At 70.4% G+C, this 14,104-nt stretch carries 14 protein-coding genes; 7 read left to right on the plus strand and 7 right to left on the minus strand.

Annotation, left to right across the window (positions count from 1 at the left end; genetic code table 11):
• Window positions 1–56: 56 nt before the first annotated feature.
• Complete coding sequence (locus ACOACQ_RS09610; protein ID WP_420288150.1) at window positions 57–2,291, plus strand: protein kinase domain-containing protein; 2,235 nt, start codon at window positions 57–59, stop codon at window positions 2,289–2,291.
• On the opposite strand, the gene ACOACQ_RS09615 is transcribed toward ACOACQ_RS09610, so the two are convergent.
• The gene (locus ACOACQ_RS09615; protein WP_378604775.1) at window positions 2,281–2,718 is read right to left on the minus strand and encodes a hypothetical protein; all 438 of its coding nucleotides are present in this window, start codon (window positions 2,716–2,718) and stop codon (window positions 2,281–2,283) included. The genes ACOACQ_RS09610 and ACOACQ_RS09615 overlap by 11 nt on opposite strands.
• A gap of 43 nt (window positions 2,719–2,761) precedes the next feature.
• Between ACOACQ_RS09615 and gatC the strand changes: the two genes are divergently transcribed.
• Genes gatC through gatB form a run of 3 tightly spaced genes read left to right on the plus strand, consistent with a single transcriptional unit; the run spans window position 2,762 to window position 6,086 of the window.
• Window positions 2,762–3,061 (plus strand): Asp-tRNA(Asn)/Glu-tRNA(Gln) amidotransferase subunit GatC, encoded by a 300-nt coding sequence (gene gatC, locus ACOACQ_RS09620; protein ID WP_056713918.1) that lies wholly within the window; start codon window positions 2,762–2,764, stop codon window positions 3,059–3,061.
• Window positions 3,062–3,069: 8 nt separating this feature from the next.
• Window positions 3,070–4,596, plus strand: a complete 1,527-nt coding sequence (gene gatA, locus ACOACQ_RS09625) for an Asp-tRNA(Asn)/Glu-tRNA(Gln) amidotransferase subunit GatA (protein ID WP_420288323.1) — start codon at window positions 3,070–3,072, stop codon at window positions 4,594–4,596.
• Complete coding sequence (gene gatB, locus ACOACQ_RS09630; RefSeq protein WP_378604772.1) at window positions 4,593–6,086, plus strand: Asp-tRNA(Asn)/Glu-tRNA(Gln) amidotransferase subunit GatB; 1,494 nt, start codon at window positions 4,593–4,595, stop codon at window positions 6,084–6,086. Before gatA ends, gatB begins: the two co-directional genes overlap by 4 nt.
• Window positions 6,087–6,089: 3 nt before the next feature.
• Here the strand turns inward: gatB and ACOACQ_RS09635 are convergent, their stop codons facing one another.
• Together ACOACQ_RS09635 and ACOACQ_RS09640 are read right to left on the minus strand one after the other, a co-directional pair.
• Entirely contained in the window at window positions 6,090–6,956 is an 867-nt protein-coding gene (locus ACOACQ_RS09635) for a hypothetical protein (RefSeq protein ID WP_420288151.1), read from the minus strand.
• Window positions 6,957–7,015: 59 nt separating this feature from the next.
• On the minus strand, window positions 7,016–7,339 hold the full coding sequence (locus ACOACQ_RS09640) for an SH3 domain-containing protein (protein WP_378604766.1): 324 nt from the start codon (window positions 7,337–7,339) through the stop codon (window positions 7,016–7,018).
• Between the two features lie 212 nt (window positions 7,340–7,551).
• Here ACOACQ_RS09640 and ACOACQ_RS09645 point away from each other — a divergent pair, with 212 nt between their 5' ends.
• Window positions 7,552–8,472 (plus strand): hypothetical protein, encoded by a 921-nt coding sequence (locus ACOACQ_RS09645; RefSeq protein ID WP_420288152.1) that lies wholly within the window; start codon window positions 7,552–7,554, stop codon window positions 8,470–8,472.
• Window positions 8,473–8,643: 171 nt separating this feature from the next.
• On the plus strand, window positions 8,644–9,570 hold the full coding sequence (locus ACOACQ_RS09650; protein ID WP_420288153.1) for a hypothetical protein: 927 nt from the start codon (window positions 8,644–8,646) through the stop codon (window positions 9,568–9,570).
• A 25-nt stretch (window positions 9,571–9,595) separates the two neighbouring features.
• Here ACOACQ_RS09650 and ACOACQ_RS09655 read toward each other — a convergent pair whose 3' ends face one another.
• The 4 genes from ACOACQ_RS09655 to ACOACQ_RS09670 form a co-directional block, all read right to left on the minus strand.
• On the minus strand, window positions 9,596–10,768 hold the full coding sequence (locus ACOACQ_RS09655; RefSeq protein WP_420288154.1) for a PQQ-dependent sugar dehydrogenase: 1,173 nt from the start codon (window positions 10,766–10,768) through the stop codon (window positions 9,596–9,598).
• Window positions 10,765–11,700, minus strand: coding sequence for an alpha/beta fold hydrolase (locus ACOACQ_RS09660; protein ID WP_420288155.1), 936 nt, complete (start codon window positions 11,698–11,700; stop codon window positions 10,765–10,767). Before ACOACQ_RS09660 ends, ACOACQ_RS09655 begins: the two co-directional genes overlap by 4 nt.
• A gap of 41 nt (window positions 11,701–11,741) precedes the next feature.
• Window positions 11,742–11,954, minus strand: a complete 213-nt coding sequence (locus tag ACOACQ_RS09665; RefSeq protein WP_378604746.1) for a hypothetical protein — start codon at window positions 11,952–11,954, stop codon at window positions 11,742–11,744.
• 62 nt (window positions 11,955–12,016) lie between these two features.
• Window positions 12,017–12,922, minus strand: a complete 906-nt coding sequence (locus ACOACQ_RS09670) for an EamA family transporter (RefSeq protein ID WP_378604743.1) — start codon at window positions 12,920–12,922, stop codon at window positions 12,017–12,019.
• A gap of 95 nt (window positions 12,923–13,017) precedes the next feature.
• Here ACOACQ_RS09670 and ACOACQ_RS09675 point away from each other — a divergent pair, with 95 nt between their 5' ends.
• Window positions 13,018–14,097 carry a WD40/YVTN/BNR-like repeat-containing protein gene (locus ACOACQ_RS09675; protein ID WP_420288156.1) on the plus strand — a complete coding sequence of 360 codons (1,080 nt, stop codon included), beginning with the start codon at window positions 13,018–13,020 and terminating at the stop codon, window positions 14,095–14,097.
• Window positions 14,098–14,104 lie beyond the last annotated feature (7 nt).

The following is a 14,104-nucleotide window of genomic DNA, read 5'->3' on the forward strand; positions in this document are numbered from 1 at the left end:
CGACCGCTCTCCGCCACTACGCTGGTGCCTCCGAACCACGCTCGAAAGGCGCGACGTTGGCACGCATTCCCGGTGTGGGCGACCTGCTCGGTCCCTACCGGATCACCCGCGAACTCGGTGCGGGCGGCATGGGGATCGTGTTCGAGGCGATCGAGGAAGGGCTCGGCCGTCGGGTCGCGCTGAAGGTGCTCTCGCTGCAGCTGGCCTCCGAGCCGGAGTTCCGCACCCGGTTCACCCGGGAGGCGTCGGTGCTGGCGCGCAGCGACAGCCCCCACATCATCCAGGTCTACAGCCACGGCGAGCAGGACGGCTGCCTCTACCTCGCGACCCAGTTCGTGTCCGGGGGCGACCTGGCGGCCCGCGTCGCAGGCGAAGGACTCCCCACGCCCGACGTGGCGCTCGACATCGCCGCCCAGGTCGCGTCGGCGCTCGCCGACGCCCACGCCGTCGGGGTGATCCACCGCGACGTGAAGCCGCACAACGTGCTGCTCCGCTCCGGCCAGGACCAGGTGCACGCCTACCTCTGCGACTTCGGCATCGCCCGGGACGGCGAGTCCTCGCTGACCAGCAGCGGCGTCGTCGCGGGCACCTACGCCTACCTCGCGCCGGAGCGGTTCCGTGGCGAGGTCGCCACCCCGGCCAGCGACACCTACGCCCTCGGGTGCCTGCTGTGGTTCCTGCTCGCCGGCCGTCCTCCGTACGACGGTGGGCTGGTCCAGCTCGCCCACCAGCACGAGTTCTCCGCGATCCCGCAGCTGCCCGGGGCTTCGGACCAGATCAACGGGTTCCTGCGGCGCGCGATGGCCAAGGACCCGGCAGCACGTCACCCCAGTGCAGCGGCAGCCGCCGCCGAGCTGCGCGCCATCCGGGCCAGCGGGCGCCTGCCCGACCAGCGCTTCGTCGTACCTCCTCCGGAGGCGCCGTCGTACCCCTCAGGCCCCTCGGGTCCGTCGTACCCGTCGGGTCCGTCCTACGGGTCGGGCCCGTCGTACCCCTCGGGCCCGTCGGCTCCGTCGTACGTCTTCGCGGCGCCGGTTCCCCCGCCGCCGCTGGCGCAGCCGCCGGTGTCCAGCCCGCCACCCTCCTACGCGACTCCCAGCCTGAACACTCCGGTTCCGCGGTCGCGCCGCGGTCCGCTCGTCGCGGTCATCGCGGTGCTGGCCGCCCTGGTGATCGGTGTCGGCGGCGGTGCCGCGTGGCACTTCCTGCGCGACGACGGCACCGGACCCCGCACCGACGACCGGACCCCCGGCCCGACGCTGAGCCCCGAACCGCGGGAGACGCCTACCGGCGACGAGACCCTGGACGCGCCCGGGGTACAGGAGGGGCCGGTCACGCGCGCCGACGTCAACGGTGACGGCAGCGACGACACGATCCTCATCGACAACAGCGCCGACCAGACCCTCGTGCTGACGTCCAGCGAAGGGACCGACACGGGCTTCGGCGACCTCCAGATCTGGTCAGGGACGGCGTACGGCACCGCGAAGGTGGTGCGGGGAGACTTCTCCGGTGACGGCCGTGCCGACCTGGCCCTCGTGGAGACGGACCGGATCCGGGTGGCGCGCTCGAACGGCGTCGACTTCGACGCGCCGGAGGAATGGGGTGACGTCCAGCTGCCCGACAAGTTCAGGGTGACCGCAGGCGACTTCGACGGGGACGGCGTGACCGACCTGGCCTACCTGACCGGCGCAGGCGAGAGCTTCATCGCGATCGACGTCGCGCTGTCCGACGGCTCGACGTTCGGCACCTCCAGCAACTGGGCGGTCGTCGACGGCTGGAAGTTCGAGGACATGAAGATCGGAGCGGGCGACTTCGATGCCGATGGTGACGCGGACCTGATCGAGCTCGGCAAGCCCACCGAGGGCGGCATCGACCTGCGGCTGTTCCGCTCCGATCGCAGCACCTTCGAGGACAACGAGCTCTGGCTCTACTCCGCCACCTGGGAGTGGGACCGGACCCATCCGGTCATCGGTGACTTCGACGGCGACGGCGATGCCGACGTGGTCGCGATGCTGGACGAGGGCAACGCCCGTTTCGTCCGCATCCTCTCGGAGGGCACCACCCCCGAGATCGAGACCCAGCACGTCGACATCGACGACGTGGCCTTCGCCCAGGCGCGACCGGTCGCGACCGACACCGACGGTGACGGGACGACCGACCTCGTGCTGCTGGACCGGGCCACGGCCACGGTGCGGCAGTTGCGCTACGAGAGCGACGGACTCCACGAGACCGGTCGGGTCTCGGCCTCGATCGACGCCGACAGCACCGTCGTCGTCGGCATCACGCGCTGAGCGCAGCCAGCCACGCCTCGGACGCGGTGGGCCCGGCGAGGAGGGTGAACCCGACCTCGGGATGGGTCTCGCCGAGCGTCGCGAGCCACGTCAGGTCCGGCTCGGAGCCGTCGGCACGCATCCGGCGCACGGTCCGGCGCACCAGGCCCCGCAGCGTGCCCGGTTCCTCGTGGGTCACGTGCACCACGAGCTCGGCCCGGTCGAGCAACAAGGCCCGCGTGGCGTCGTACTCGCTGGTGGTGACCCAGCCGTCGAAGGACGCCAGCTCACCGGCCTCGGACGGATCGGTGAGCTCGGCCAGCGGCACGAGGGGGACGTCGAGGACGGCAGCGAGCCGCTCGAGGAAGCTCGTCATGGCTGGTCCAGCGGTCCCCGCGGTGATCACCCGCTGCGGGATCCGCGGCGGAGTGGGAGTGGGCGGGTACACCCGGCGGATTCTAGGCACCCCCTCGGGACCTAGAATCACCGCCATGTCTCAACTCTCCCGCGACGAGGTGGCCCACCTGGCCGATCTCGCCCGGATCGACCTCGATGCCGCCGAGCTGGACCACCTGGCCCCCCAGCTCAACGTGATCCTCGAGGCGGTCGCGTCCATCAGCGGAGTGGCCGGTGACGACGTCCCGCCGACGTCCCACCCCATCCCGCTCACGAACGTCTTCCGCGAGGACGTCGTGGTGCCCGGCCTGACCGCCGAGCAGGCGCTGTCCGGCGCGCCGGAGGCCGAGGAGCAGCGCTTCCGCGTGCCGCGGATCCTGGGGGACGAGCAGTGAGCACCCCCATGAACAGCTGGATCACGAAGACTGCCGCCGAGCTGGTCGACGCCCTCGCCGCGGGCGAGACCACCTCGGTCGAGCTGACGCAGGCCCACCTGGACCGGATCCAGGCAGTCGACGGCGATGCCACCTCCGGCATCCACGCCTTCCTCCACGTCGACGCCGAGGGCGCGCTCGCGCAGGCTGCCGAGTCCGACGCCCGCCGCGCCGCGGGGCAGACCCGCCACCTGCTCGACGGTGTCCCGATCGCCGTCAAGGACGTGCTGGCCACCCAGGGACTCCCCACGACGTGTGGGTCGAAGATCCTCGAGGGCTGGATCCCGCCGTACGACGCCACGGTGGTCCGCAAGGTCAAGGCCGCAGGTCTGCCGATCCTCGGCAAGACCAACATGGACGAGTTCGCGATGGGCTCCTCGACGGAGCACTCCGCCTACGGCCCCACCCGCAACCCCTGGGACCAGACCCGGATCCCCGGTGGTTCCGGTGGCGGCTCGGCGGCAGCCGTCGCCGCCTTCGAGGCGCCGCTGGCCCTCGGCACCGACACCGGTGGCTCGATCCGCCAGCCCGGTGCCGTGACCGGCACGGTCGGCGTGAAGCCGACGTACGGCGCGGTCTCGCGCTACGGCCTCGTCGCGCTCGCCAACAGCCTCGACCAGGTCGGCCCGGTCACCCGGACCGTCCTCGACTCGGCGCTGCTCCACGAGCTGATCGGCGGGCACGACCCGCTCGACTCGACCTCGGTCAACCAGCCGGTCGGTGCGTTCGTCGAGGCGGCCCGTCAGGGTGCCGCAGGCGACCTGGCCGGGCTCAAGGTCGGCGTCATCAAGGAACTGGCCGGCGACGGCTGGCAGCCCGGCGTGATGTCGCGCTTCGCCGAGACGGTGGAGCTGCTCACCGAACTGGGCGCCGAGGTCACCGAGATCGCCTGCCCGTCGTTCGTGCACGCCATGGCGACGTACTACCTGATCCTCCCGGCCGAGTGTTCCTCGAACCTCGCCAAGTTCGACGCCATGCGCTACGGCCTGCGCGTCGTCCCGGACGGCGACCCGTCCGCGGAGACGGTCATGCGTGCCACCCGCGACGCCGGCTTCGGTGACGAGGTGAAGCGCCGGATCATGATCGGCACCTACGCCCTGTCCAGCGGCTACTACGACGCCTACTACGGCCAGGCGCAGAAGGTCCGCACGCTCATCTCGCGCGACTTCGCGGCTGCCTTCGAGCAGGTCGACGTCCTCGTGTCGCCGACGTCCCCGACGACGGCGTTCCCGCTGGGCGACAAGCTCGACGACCCGCTGGAGATGTACCTCCAGGACCTCGCCACCATCCCGGCCAACCTCGCCGGTGTCCCCGGCATCTCGGTGCCCGCGGGCCTCGCCGAGGAGGACGGCCTCCCGGTCGGCTTCCAGGTGCTGGCGCCGGCGCTGGCCGACGACCGGCTCTACCGGGTGGGTGCGGCCGTCGAGGCGGCACTGACCACGCGGTGGGGCGGGCCCATCCTTGCGAAGGCACCGACCCTTGGGGGAGCCCGATGACTGAAACGCTGATTCCCTTCGACGAGGTGATCGAGAAGTTCGATCCCGCCCTCGGCCTCGAGATCCACGTCGAGCTCAACACCAACACGAAGATGTTCTGCGGTTGTCCCGCGGTCTTCGGCGGCGAGCCCAACACGCAGGTCTGCCCGACGTGCCTGGGCCTGCCCGGCGCCATGCCCGTCGTGAACGGCAAGGCCGTCGAGTCGGCCATCCGGATCGGCCTCGCGCTCAACTGCGAGATCGCGGAGTGGTGCCGGTTCGCCCGGAAGAACTACTTCTACCCGGACATGCCGAAGAACTTCCAGACCTCCCAGTACGACGAGCCGATCGCCTTCGAGGGCTTCCTCGACGTCGACGTGGAGGGCGAGACCTTCCGCATCGAGATCGAGCGCGCCCACATGGAGGAGGACACGGGCAAGTCGCTGCACGTCGGTGGCTCCGACGGCCGCATCCACGGCGCCGACTACTCGCTGGTCGACTACAACCGTGCCGGCATCCCCCTGATCGAGATCGTCACCAAGCCGATCCTGAACACGGGCGACAAGGCACCGCTGGTTGCCAAGGCCTACGTCTCCGCGATCCGGGACCTGATCGTCGCCCTCGGTGTCTCTGATGCGCGGATGGACCAGGGCTCGATCCGCGCCGACGTGAACCTGTCGCTCGCGCCCAAGGGCGCCGGCGGTCTCGGCACCCGTTCGGAGACCAAGAACGTCAACTCGCTGCGCTCGGTCGAGCGCGCGGTGCGCTACGAGATGGCGCGCCACGCCGGCATCCTGCTCGACGGTGGATCGGTGCTCCAGGAGACCCGTCACTTCCACGAGAACGACGGCTCCACGTCGTCGGGTCGCGAGAAGTCCGACGCCGAGGACTACCGCTACTTCCCCGAGCCCGACCTGGTGCCGGTCGCGCCGAGCCGCGAGTGGGTCGAGGAGCTGCGCGGGACCCTGCCCGAGAACCCCGCCGAGCGGCGCGTGCGCCTGCAGGGCGACTGGGGCTTCACCGACCTCGAGATGCGCGACGCAGTCGCCGCCGGCGCGATCGAACTGATCGAGGAGACCGTTGCGCAGGGCACGGCGCCGCAGTCGGCCCGCAAGTGGTGGGTCGCCGACCTGCTGCGCCGTGCGAACGATGCCGGCGTCGAACTGGCGGCGGTCGGAGTGACACCGACGCAGGTGGCGGCGGTCCAGGCACTCGTCGACGCCAAGACGATCAACGACAAGCTGGCCCGTCAGGTTTTCGACGGGCTCATCGCAGGTGAGGGCACGCCCGCGGAGATCATCGAGAAGCGTGGCCTGGCCATGGTCTCCGACGACGGTCCGTTGCTGGCTGCCATCGACGAGGCCCTCGCCGCTCAGCCGGACATCGCCGAGAAGATCCGCGGAGGCAACCTCGCTGCTGCTGGGGCGATCATCGGTGCAGTCATGAAGGCCACCCGTGGTCAGGCCGACGCCGGCCGGGTCCGCGAGCTCATCCTGGAGAAGCTGGCCTGACGATCACCCCACCGGCGTCTCGGGCGCCGCTGGGGTGCACGGACCGGTCTCCCCGCGCAGGATCGGCCGGACATCGACGTCCACGGACGTCGTACCGGAGGACCAGGCGCGGTCGTCGAGGTCCTCGTCGCGCAGTGCTTCGAGGGTGACGACGTCGCTGCCCGTCACCACGATGCACGGGTCGCCGAGCTCGGTCGATCCCTGGTCGTACTCCGCGAGGGGACGCGACAGCGGCCAGTCGATGGACGCGTCCTCGACCTCGCCGTTGTCGGTCAGGACCAACCCCACCCGTTCGGGCCGGTACGACGCCCGCCCGGTCGCGATGTCGCCGTCGGTCCTGACGGCAGCGGTCTCGGCGAGGTCGTCCAGCTCGGCGATCGCGTCGAGCAGCCGGTCCCATTCGTGGTCGTCGACGTCCTCGTCATGGCCCAGGCCGTAGACGGAGACGGCTTCGGGCCGACCGCCGAGGGTCGTGAACACCGACGTCACTGGCTGGTCGGTCCACTCGCTCCTCTCGTAGTCGTGCTTCCCGAACGCGACCGTCCTGAAGGCCTCGCGCACCCGGGTCAACCCGTCCGGGGTCAGCGTGAACGTGTCGACGCCGAGGCCCTCCTCCCCGTTGAGGAAGACCGTTCCATCGGTCCGCACCTCCGCGTCGGGGACCCGGGTTCCCGGCTCTCCGCTCCCGCCCGTGGAGTAGACCGACACGAGCACGTCGGCGGCGTGGGCGCTGACCACGTCGGGGCTGGCGAGGGTGCCGTGCCCGGGGCCGTTGAGGGTGACGTCGATGGGCGGGTCGGAGGAGTCGCCACAGGCGGTGAGGCCGAAGACGAGCAGGGTCCCGAGAGCCGCGGCGTGGTGTCGTCGCATGCCAGGTAGGACGCGCGGGCGACCGCCGTGGTTCCCGGGGTCGCCTGGGTCGCCGGGGCTCAGTCGACGATGTGCAGGTTGGTGATGGAGATCCAGCCCCGGTTGCCGTTGAGGGTCTCGACCGCGACCCACTCGGGGTGGCCGTCGACCCGCTCGCCACGCTCGGTGATCCAGCGGGTGTTGAACTCCTTGCCGCGGATGAAGGTCGCGATCGTGCGGTCCCTCGTGCTCGGCCCCTGGCGGACGTTCGTGGTGGTGCTGACCCGGAAGGTCCAGTCACCGGCGGTGCCGGCGTGCGGGGCCCTGCCGATGGTCGAGACGTACCGGGCGGACGACCGGCGGGCCTTGCCGTAGATGGTGTGCCAGCGCGTCAACTGGGTCATGGGGGAGACCTTTCCGGTGGGCTCGGCGGAAGACGTTCTGCAGGACAGACGTTGCGGAACGCCAGAAGGTTGCGTCCGCAAGCCGAAAGCACAGAAACTGCGCTCCGGAACCAGTCATTTCGGGGCATGTCAAGGCAGGTAAATCGGTCTAGCGTCGATCGGTGACGGACCATCATGGGGGTGGTTCGCACCCATGACTGGGGGAGTCCCCGATGCAACCGTTCAACAACGCACGGAGGGCGCTCGCCGTCCTCGTCACCGGGATCGTGGCCGCTCTGGCTGGGGCCCTGCTGATCGTCCCGCCAGCCAGCGCAGCGAGCCATGCCGGTGAAGTGCTCCTGCGTGGCCCCGGCGGATCTGCCTACACCCGCGCCTACGCGGTCAGCCTGGTCGGCAAGGAGGGCGCCACCATGACGTACACCTTCCAGGTCCGCAACACGGGCACCACGCTGGCGCAGTACCGGATCAACATCCAGGACTGGAGCGGCGCCCAGGCACAGCTGTACGACGGCACGCTGCTCCTCAAGTCGCTGGCCAGCAGCCCGGACGGCTACTACACCAAGCCCATCGCGCCGGGCGGCAACCAGGCACTGACCCTCAAGATCCCGATCCCCGTCGGCACGGCGCCCGTCGAGCACTACTCGTCGGTCAACCTCTACGCGACCGATGGCGCGTACATCGACAGCAAGAACCTCATCGCCGAGGAACCGGCTGTGCTGACCGGATCCACCGCGCAGGACCTCTTCGTCAAGAACGGCGGTCAGCTGGCCGTGGGTGGACCGGGCCGGCCGGCACAGGCGATGACGGCGCCGACCATCTCCGGAACCCAGGCCGCGGCGTTCACCGCCACGTTGCAGAACTCGACTGCTGCGTCGGCAGTGATCGGGTTCCAGCTCTATGACGACGGCTGCGCCCAGGTGGTCGTCAAGGACGGCACTCTGGACGTCACCGCGGCAGCCCGCAACGGCACGTACCAGACACCGCCGTTGGCGAGGCTCGGCAAGCGGAACCTCACGATCTCCGTCAAGAACGTTCTTGCCGGCTGCCCGCGTGCGACCGTCTACGTGTACTCGAAGATAGGTGCAGCGCCCCCGCAGCAACTGTCGATCCTGCTCGCCAACAAGGCGGCCTGAGTCGTCCGTCCGACGGCGACCGGAACCCGCTCTCCACGAGCCGGATCCGGTCGTCGTCGACCTTGTGCGGACTGGTCATTCCGAGGCATGTGGATGCGGGTAAAGCGGTCTAGCGTCGATCGGTGACGGACCATCATGGGGGTGGTTCGCGCTACCCACGGGGAGTCCCCGATGCAACGCTTGAAGAGAACTCGCAGGGCGCTCGCTGCGCTCGTTGTCGGGACCGGGGCCGTGCTGGCCGCGTCCCTCGTCGTCGTACCGGCCGCCAACGCGGCCAGCCACTCCGGCCTGCTCGTCGTGAAGGGGCCCAACGGGTCCGCCTACACCGCCGGGCACGCGGTCAGCCTCGCCGGCAAGGAGGGGGCGCTGATGACGTACACGTTCCAGGTCCGCAACACCGGGACGACGCTGGCGCAGTACCGCATCAACATCAGTGACTGGACCGGTGCCCAGGCCCAGCTGTACGACGGCACGCTGCTCCTCAAGCCCCTCGCGAGCAGCCCCGACGGCTACTACACCAAGGCGCTCCCGCCCGGTGGCAACCAGACCCTGACGGTCAAGATCCCGATCCCGGTCGGCACCGCTCCCTATGAGCACTACTCCACCGTCAACCTGTACGGGACCGACGGGTACTTCATCGACACCGTGTACCTCGTGGCCGAGGAACCGGCGGTCCTCGCGGGAGCGACCCCCGCCGACCTCTTCCTCAAGAACGGCAGCCAGCTGGCCGTCGGTGGACCGGGACGGTTCAACCAGATCGTGACCGCGCCGACCATCGCGGGCACCCAGGTCGCGACGTTCACCGCGACGCTCCAGAACTCGACCGCCCCCTCGGCGAGCATCGGATTCTGGGTCGAGTACGGGGGTCCCTGTGGTCCGGTCATCACCGTCAAGGATGGTGCTGTCGACGTCACTGCTGCCGCCCTCGCCGGGACCTACCTGAGTCCGCCGTTGGCCAAGCTCGGCAAGCGGAACCTGACGGTCACGGTCAAGAACATCGGCGCCAGTTGCACCTACGTCCAGATCTTCGTCCGCGCGAAGGTGCCCGGCGGGTCGTTCCAGCAGCCCTCGGTCATGGAGGTGAACAAGGCCGCCTGAGCACATGGCTCCGGAGCGACCGGACCTACGGCTCGACGAGCAGGATCCGGTCGTCCTCGGGGGCGGGCGTGCCGCGGCCGTCCTCGTTGCTGGTGGTCAGCCACAGCCGACCGTCGGGAGCCCGGGCGATCGTGCGCAGCCGGCCGTAGTCGCCGGCCGTCGCACCGTCGAAGTACGACGTCGGGTCACTGACCTGGCCACCGGCGACCTTGATCCGCCACAGGCGTTCGCCCTGCAGGGCAGCCATCCAGAGGTACCCGCCGGCGTACGCAAGACCGGAGGGAGACGCCACGCCCGTCTTCCAGGTCAGGTCGGGCTGGGTGAAGCGCTTGGGGCCACCCGTGCCCTCGACCTTCGGCCAGCCGTAGTTCGCCCCGGGCAGGATCCGGTTGAGCTCGTCGGCCTTGTCCTTGCCGAACTCCGAGGCCCACAGCGAGCCATCGGCGTCGAAGGCGAGGCCCTGCACATTGCGGTGGCCCCACGACCACACGGCCGAATTGAACGGGTTGCCGGGCGCGGGCTGGCCGTCAGTGGTGATCCGCAGGATCTTCCCGGCCAGCGACTTCCTGTTCTGCGAGAGCTGTTCCCGGCCGCCTTCGCCGGTCGACACGTAGAGGTAGCCGTCCGCTCCGAAGGCGAGCCGACCGCCGTCATGGATGTCGCCGGTCGGGATGCCGGTCAGGATCGGCTCGGGTTCGCCGAGCTCGCCCTCGTCGAGGCGGGCGCGCACGATCCGGTTGTCCTCGGCGGTGCAGACGTAGAAGTAGAGCAGCTTGTCCGTCGCGAAGGCGGGGGAGACCGCAACGCCGAGCAGTCCGGCTTCGCCGCGCGGGTCGACCTCGGGGATCCGGCCGACCTCGACCACCTTGCCCTGCTCCTTCGTCGGCTCCTTGCCGATCTTCGGCGACGTGACGACCAGGACCCGGGCGCTGTCGCGCTCGGTGACCACGGCCCGACCGTCGGGCAGGAAGTCGACGCCCCACGGCGTCGCCAGTCCGGTCGCGATCGTCGCCACCACGTCGGGGATGCCGTCGACGGCGAAGGTGATCTCGCCACCACGAACGGTTCCCGTGGGTGCCGCCGTCGCCGTGCCGGACACGTCGATGTCCGTCGTGTTGCCGCCCTGCCCGCAGCCGGTGACGAGCAGGCCGATCACGAGGAGGGACGCTGCCGCGCGACGGCTCACCAGGTGTGTCACGCGGCGCGCGCCAGGAAGTCGAGCAGCAGCTGGTGCACGCGGTCGGGCTGTTCGAGCTGCACGAAGTGCGAGCCACGCAGCTCGACGTACTGGCTGTCCTCGCCGCGGTCGGTGAGCCGGCGCGAGGCCGACGCCATGTCCCGGGCGCCAGCCAGGAGGTCGTACGTCGCCGAGACGAACATCGTCGGGACATGGATCTGGCTCAGCCGCACCCGCGGGTGGCGCGAGGTGCCGATGGCCAGCCGTGCGTACCAGTCGGTCGGCGTCGTCATGAACTCCTTGAGGCCGATCGCGGTCGTCGCGGGGTCCGGCACGGGGAAGATGAAACGGGTGCTGGTGATCAGCTTGACGGTGCGCGGACCCATGGGGATGCGGCGCACGATCGGGTTCGCGATGAAGCCGGTGTGCTGGGCGACCCGGCAGGCGTTGATGGTGATCGCGCGGGCCACGACGCGCGGCAGGTGGAAGGGCGCGAGCATCGTGGAGAACGTGTCTCCCGGGACCCCGCACATCGCGAAGATGCCGCGCACCCGCTCGGGGTGGCGGTAGGCGAGCTCGAAGGCGGTGTTGACGCCCATCGACCAGCCCATGAGGACCGCGTTGTCGATGCCGAAGTGGTCCATGACGGACAAGCCGTCCTGCACGAAGTGCTCGATCTCGACGTGCTTGCGGTTCCGCGGGCGCTCCGAGCCACCCACGCCGCGGTGGTTCCACGACACGATCCGGACGCCGCACTCCGGGTCCAGCAGCCACGGCCACAGGTAGGGGTTGGTGCCCAGCCCGTTGCACAGCACCACGGTGGGCCCGTCGATCACGCCGTCGGGGTCGTTCGTCCACGCCCGGACGGTCGTGCCGTCGTCGGACAGGATGTCGCGGAAGGCGATGGACGACGGCCGGACGCGCTGCTCAGGCCGGGGTGCGGGGGTCGACATGCGGTCGATTCTGCCTGAACCGACGCGGCGCGGGGCTCGTCTCAGCCGTGGCGCGAGTCAAGGATCCCGGCGGACGCGACCTCGGGCTCGGGGTAGCGGGCCGCGAAGAACCGGTCGACGTCCTCGCGTTCCGCCCGGCGCCGGGTGCACTCGGTGAGCGCGATCATCGCGTTGCGGCGCGCGTGCTGCTGGGCAGTCACGGGCCAGGTGCGGACGGCATCGAGGGTGCGAAGCAAGGGGAAGAGGGGAGACACGGTGTTGCCTTCGAGAGGTGGGGAGATGTCCCGACACTATCGAGGCCAAGGTGTTCGCCGGGTCACCCTGAGGTGACATCTGGGTGAATCGGGTGGCGCGTCGCGCGGGTCGCGCCGACGCTCGCCACGACGACGCAACCGATCGCTGCCCACTGCACCGGTGCGAGCTCCTCGCCCACCACGAGCAGGCCGGCCAGCGCAGCGGCTGCGGGCTCCAGGCTCATCAGGACACCGAAGGTCGCGGCCGGCAGGGTGCGGAGGGCGGCGAGCTCGGCGCTGTAGGGGACCACCGAGCTCAGCAGGCCCACGGCCGCACCGATCAGCAGCACACGCGAGTCGAGCAGGTCGCCACCGTCGACGGTGAACAGGAGCAGGGGGCTCAACAGCACCACGGCGACCAGGCTCGCGACGGCGAGGCCGTCGATGCCCTCCCAGCGCCGGCCGGTCGCGGCGCTGGACAGGATGTAACCCGCCCAGGCAGCACCCGCCAGCAGTGCGTACGCCACGCCGACCGGGTCGAGGTGACCGCGTTCGAAGCCGAGGAGCAGGACACCGACGGCGGCCAGCCCGACCCACACCAGGTGCCGCGGTCGGCGGAACCCGACCGCGGCGAGGACGAGCGGTCCGATGAACTCGATGGTGACCGCGACACCGATCGGGATCCGCGAGAACGACTGGTAGATGCCCCAGTTCATGGCGCCGAGGCAGGCGCCGTAGCGAGCCGCGACGAGCCAGTCCTCGCGACTGCGCCCGCTCAGCCTCGGCCGCGCCCACAGCAGGAGCACGACGGCACTGGTCGCCAGCCGGAGCCAGACCACACCGTTCGGTTCGAGGTCGTCGAACAGCTTCTTGGCGAAGCCCGCCCCCAATTGCACCGAGCCGATGCCGAGCAGGACCAGGGCGACCGCCACCCCGAGGGGCGGGCGGTGGCCGTGGCCCCTCTCGGCATCGGGGGGTGAGGCGGGCACGGGCAGACGGTACCGGCGGCACCGATGACTTTTGCCGGCCCCGTCGGTCAGAGTGAGGAGAGGCAGTTGTCGAGCGCTACATGCACGGAGGAACGATGACGACGATCCTGATGGTCGGAACCCGCAAGGGCCTGTGGGTCGGCACCTCCGAGGATCGGAAGGACTGGTCCTTCACCGGCCCCCACCACGACATGGAAGAGGTCTACTCGGGCCTCGTCGACACCCGCGGCGCGACGCCGCGGCTGTTCTCCGGGGCGTCGTCGAGCTGGCTCGGCCCGCAGCTGCGCTGGTCCGACGACCTCGGCGCGACCTGGCAGGAGACCCCGAACGGCGCGATCCGGTTCCCCGAGGGATCCGGAGCCACCCTCGAGCGGATCTGGCAGATCGTCCCGGGCGCGGAGGAGGGCGTGCTGCACGCCGGCACCGAGCCGGGAGCCGTCTTCACCTCCACCGACGGGGGTGCCAGCTTCGCGCTGGAGGAGGGGCTCTGGAACCACCCACAGCGGCCCGAGTGGGGTGAGGGCTTCGGCGGCCAGGCCTTCCACACCGTGCTCCCGCACCCGAGCGACCCGGCCTCCATCACCGCCGCGATCTCCACCGGCGGCGTCTATCGCACCACCGACGGCGGTGCATCCTGGAGCCCACGCAACCAGGGCATCCGGGCGGACTTCCTGCCCGAGGACCAGCGCTATCCCGAGTTCGGCCAGTGCGTCCACAAGGTCACCCGGCATCCGGGCCGCCCCGAGCGCCTGTACCTGCAGAACCACGGCGGGGTCTACCGGTCCGACGACGAGGGCGGGTCGTGGACGTCGATCGGCGACGCGCTGCCCAGCGACTTCGGGTTCCCGATCGTGGTCCATCCGCACCGTCCCGACACGATCTGGGTGTTCCCGCTCGGCGGGGGCGAGCGTCGCTACCCGCCCGACGCCCACGCCCGCGTGTGGCGTTCCGACGACGCGGGTGAGTCCTGGTCGTCGTACGACGAAGGTTTGCCGGACGACTTCTACGTCGGCGTGATGCGCGACGCGATGTGCGTGGACAGCCACGATCCGGCGGGCCTGTACTTCGGTGCCCGCAACGGCTCGGTCTGGGCGTCCTCGGACGACGGTGAGTCGTGGACCGAGATCGCCGCAAACCTGCCGGACGTGATGACCGTCAAGGTCGGCGTGGCCTAGGTTCGCC

This window comes from Nocardioides sp. CPCC 206347 (assembly GCF_048654605.1).
GTDB lineage: Bacteria > Actinomycetota > Actinomycetes > Propionibacteriales > Nocardioidaceae > Nocardioides.

What these genes read in the sequence shown, in the direction of transcription:
- gatC (WP_056713918.1), top strand. Translation starts at nt 2,762, where the DNA reads ATGTCTCAACTCTCCCGCGACGAGGTGGCCCACCTGGCCGATCTCGCC.
- gatA (WP_420288323.1), top strand. Translation starts at nt 3,070, where the DNA reads ATGAACAGCTGGATCACGAAGACTGCCGCCGAGCTGGTCGACGCCCTC.
- gatB (WP_378604772.1), top strand. Translation starts at nt 4,593, where the DNA reads ATGACTGAAACGCTGATTCCCTTCGACGAGGTGATCGAGAAGTTCGAT.
- ACOACQ_RS09635 (WP_420288151.1), bottom strand. Translation starts at nt 6,956, where the DNA reads ATGCGACGACACCACGCCGCGGCTCTCGGGACCCTGCTCGTCTTCGGC.
- ACOACQ_RS09640 (WP_378604766.1), bottom strand. Translation starts at nt 7,339, where the DNA reads ATGACCCAGTTGACGCGCTGGCACACCATCTACGGCAAGGCCCGCCGG.
- ACOACQ_RS09645 (WP_420288152.1), top strand. Translation starts at nt 7,552, where the DNA reads ATGCAACCGTTCAACAACGCACGGAGGGCGCTCGCCGTCCTCGTCACC.
- ACOACQ_RS09650 (WP_420288153.1), top strand. Translation starts at nt 8,644, where the DNA reads ATGCAACGCTTGAAGAGAACTCGCAGGGCGCTCGCTGCGCTCGTTGTC.
- ACOACQ_RS09660 (WP_420288155.1), bottom strand. Translation starts at nt 11,700, where the DNA reads ATGTCGACCCCCGCACCCCGGCCTGAGCAGCGCGTCCGGCCGTCGTCC.
- ACOACQ_RS09675 (WP_420288156.1), top strand. Translation starts at nt 13,018, where the DNA reads ATGACGACGATCCTGATGGTCGGAACCCGCAAGGGCCTGTGGGTCGGC.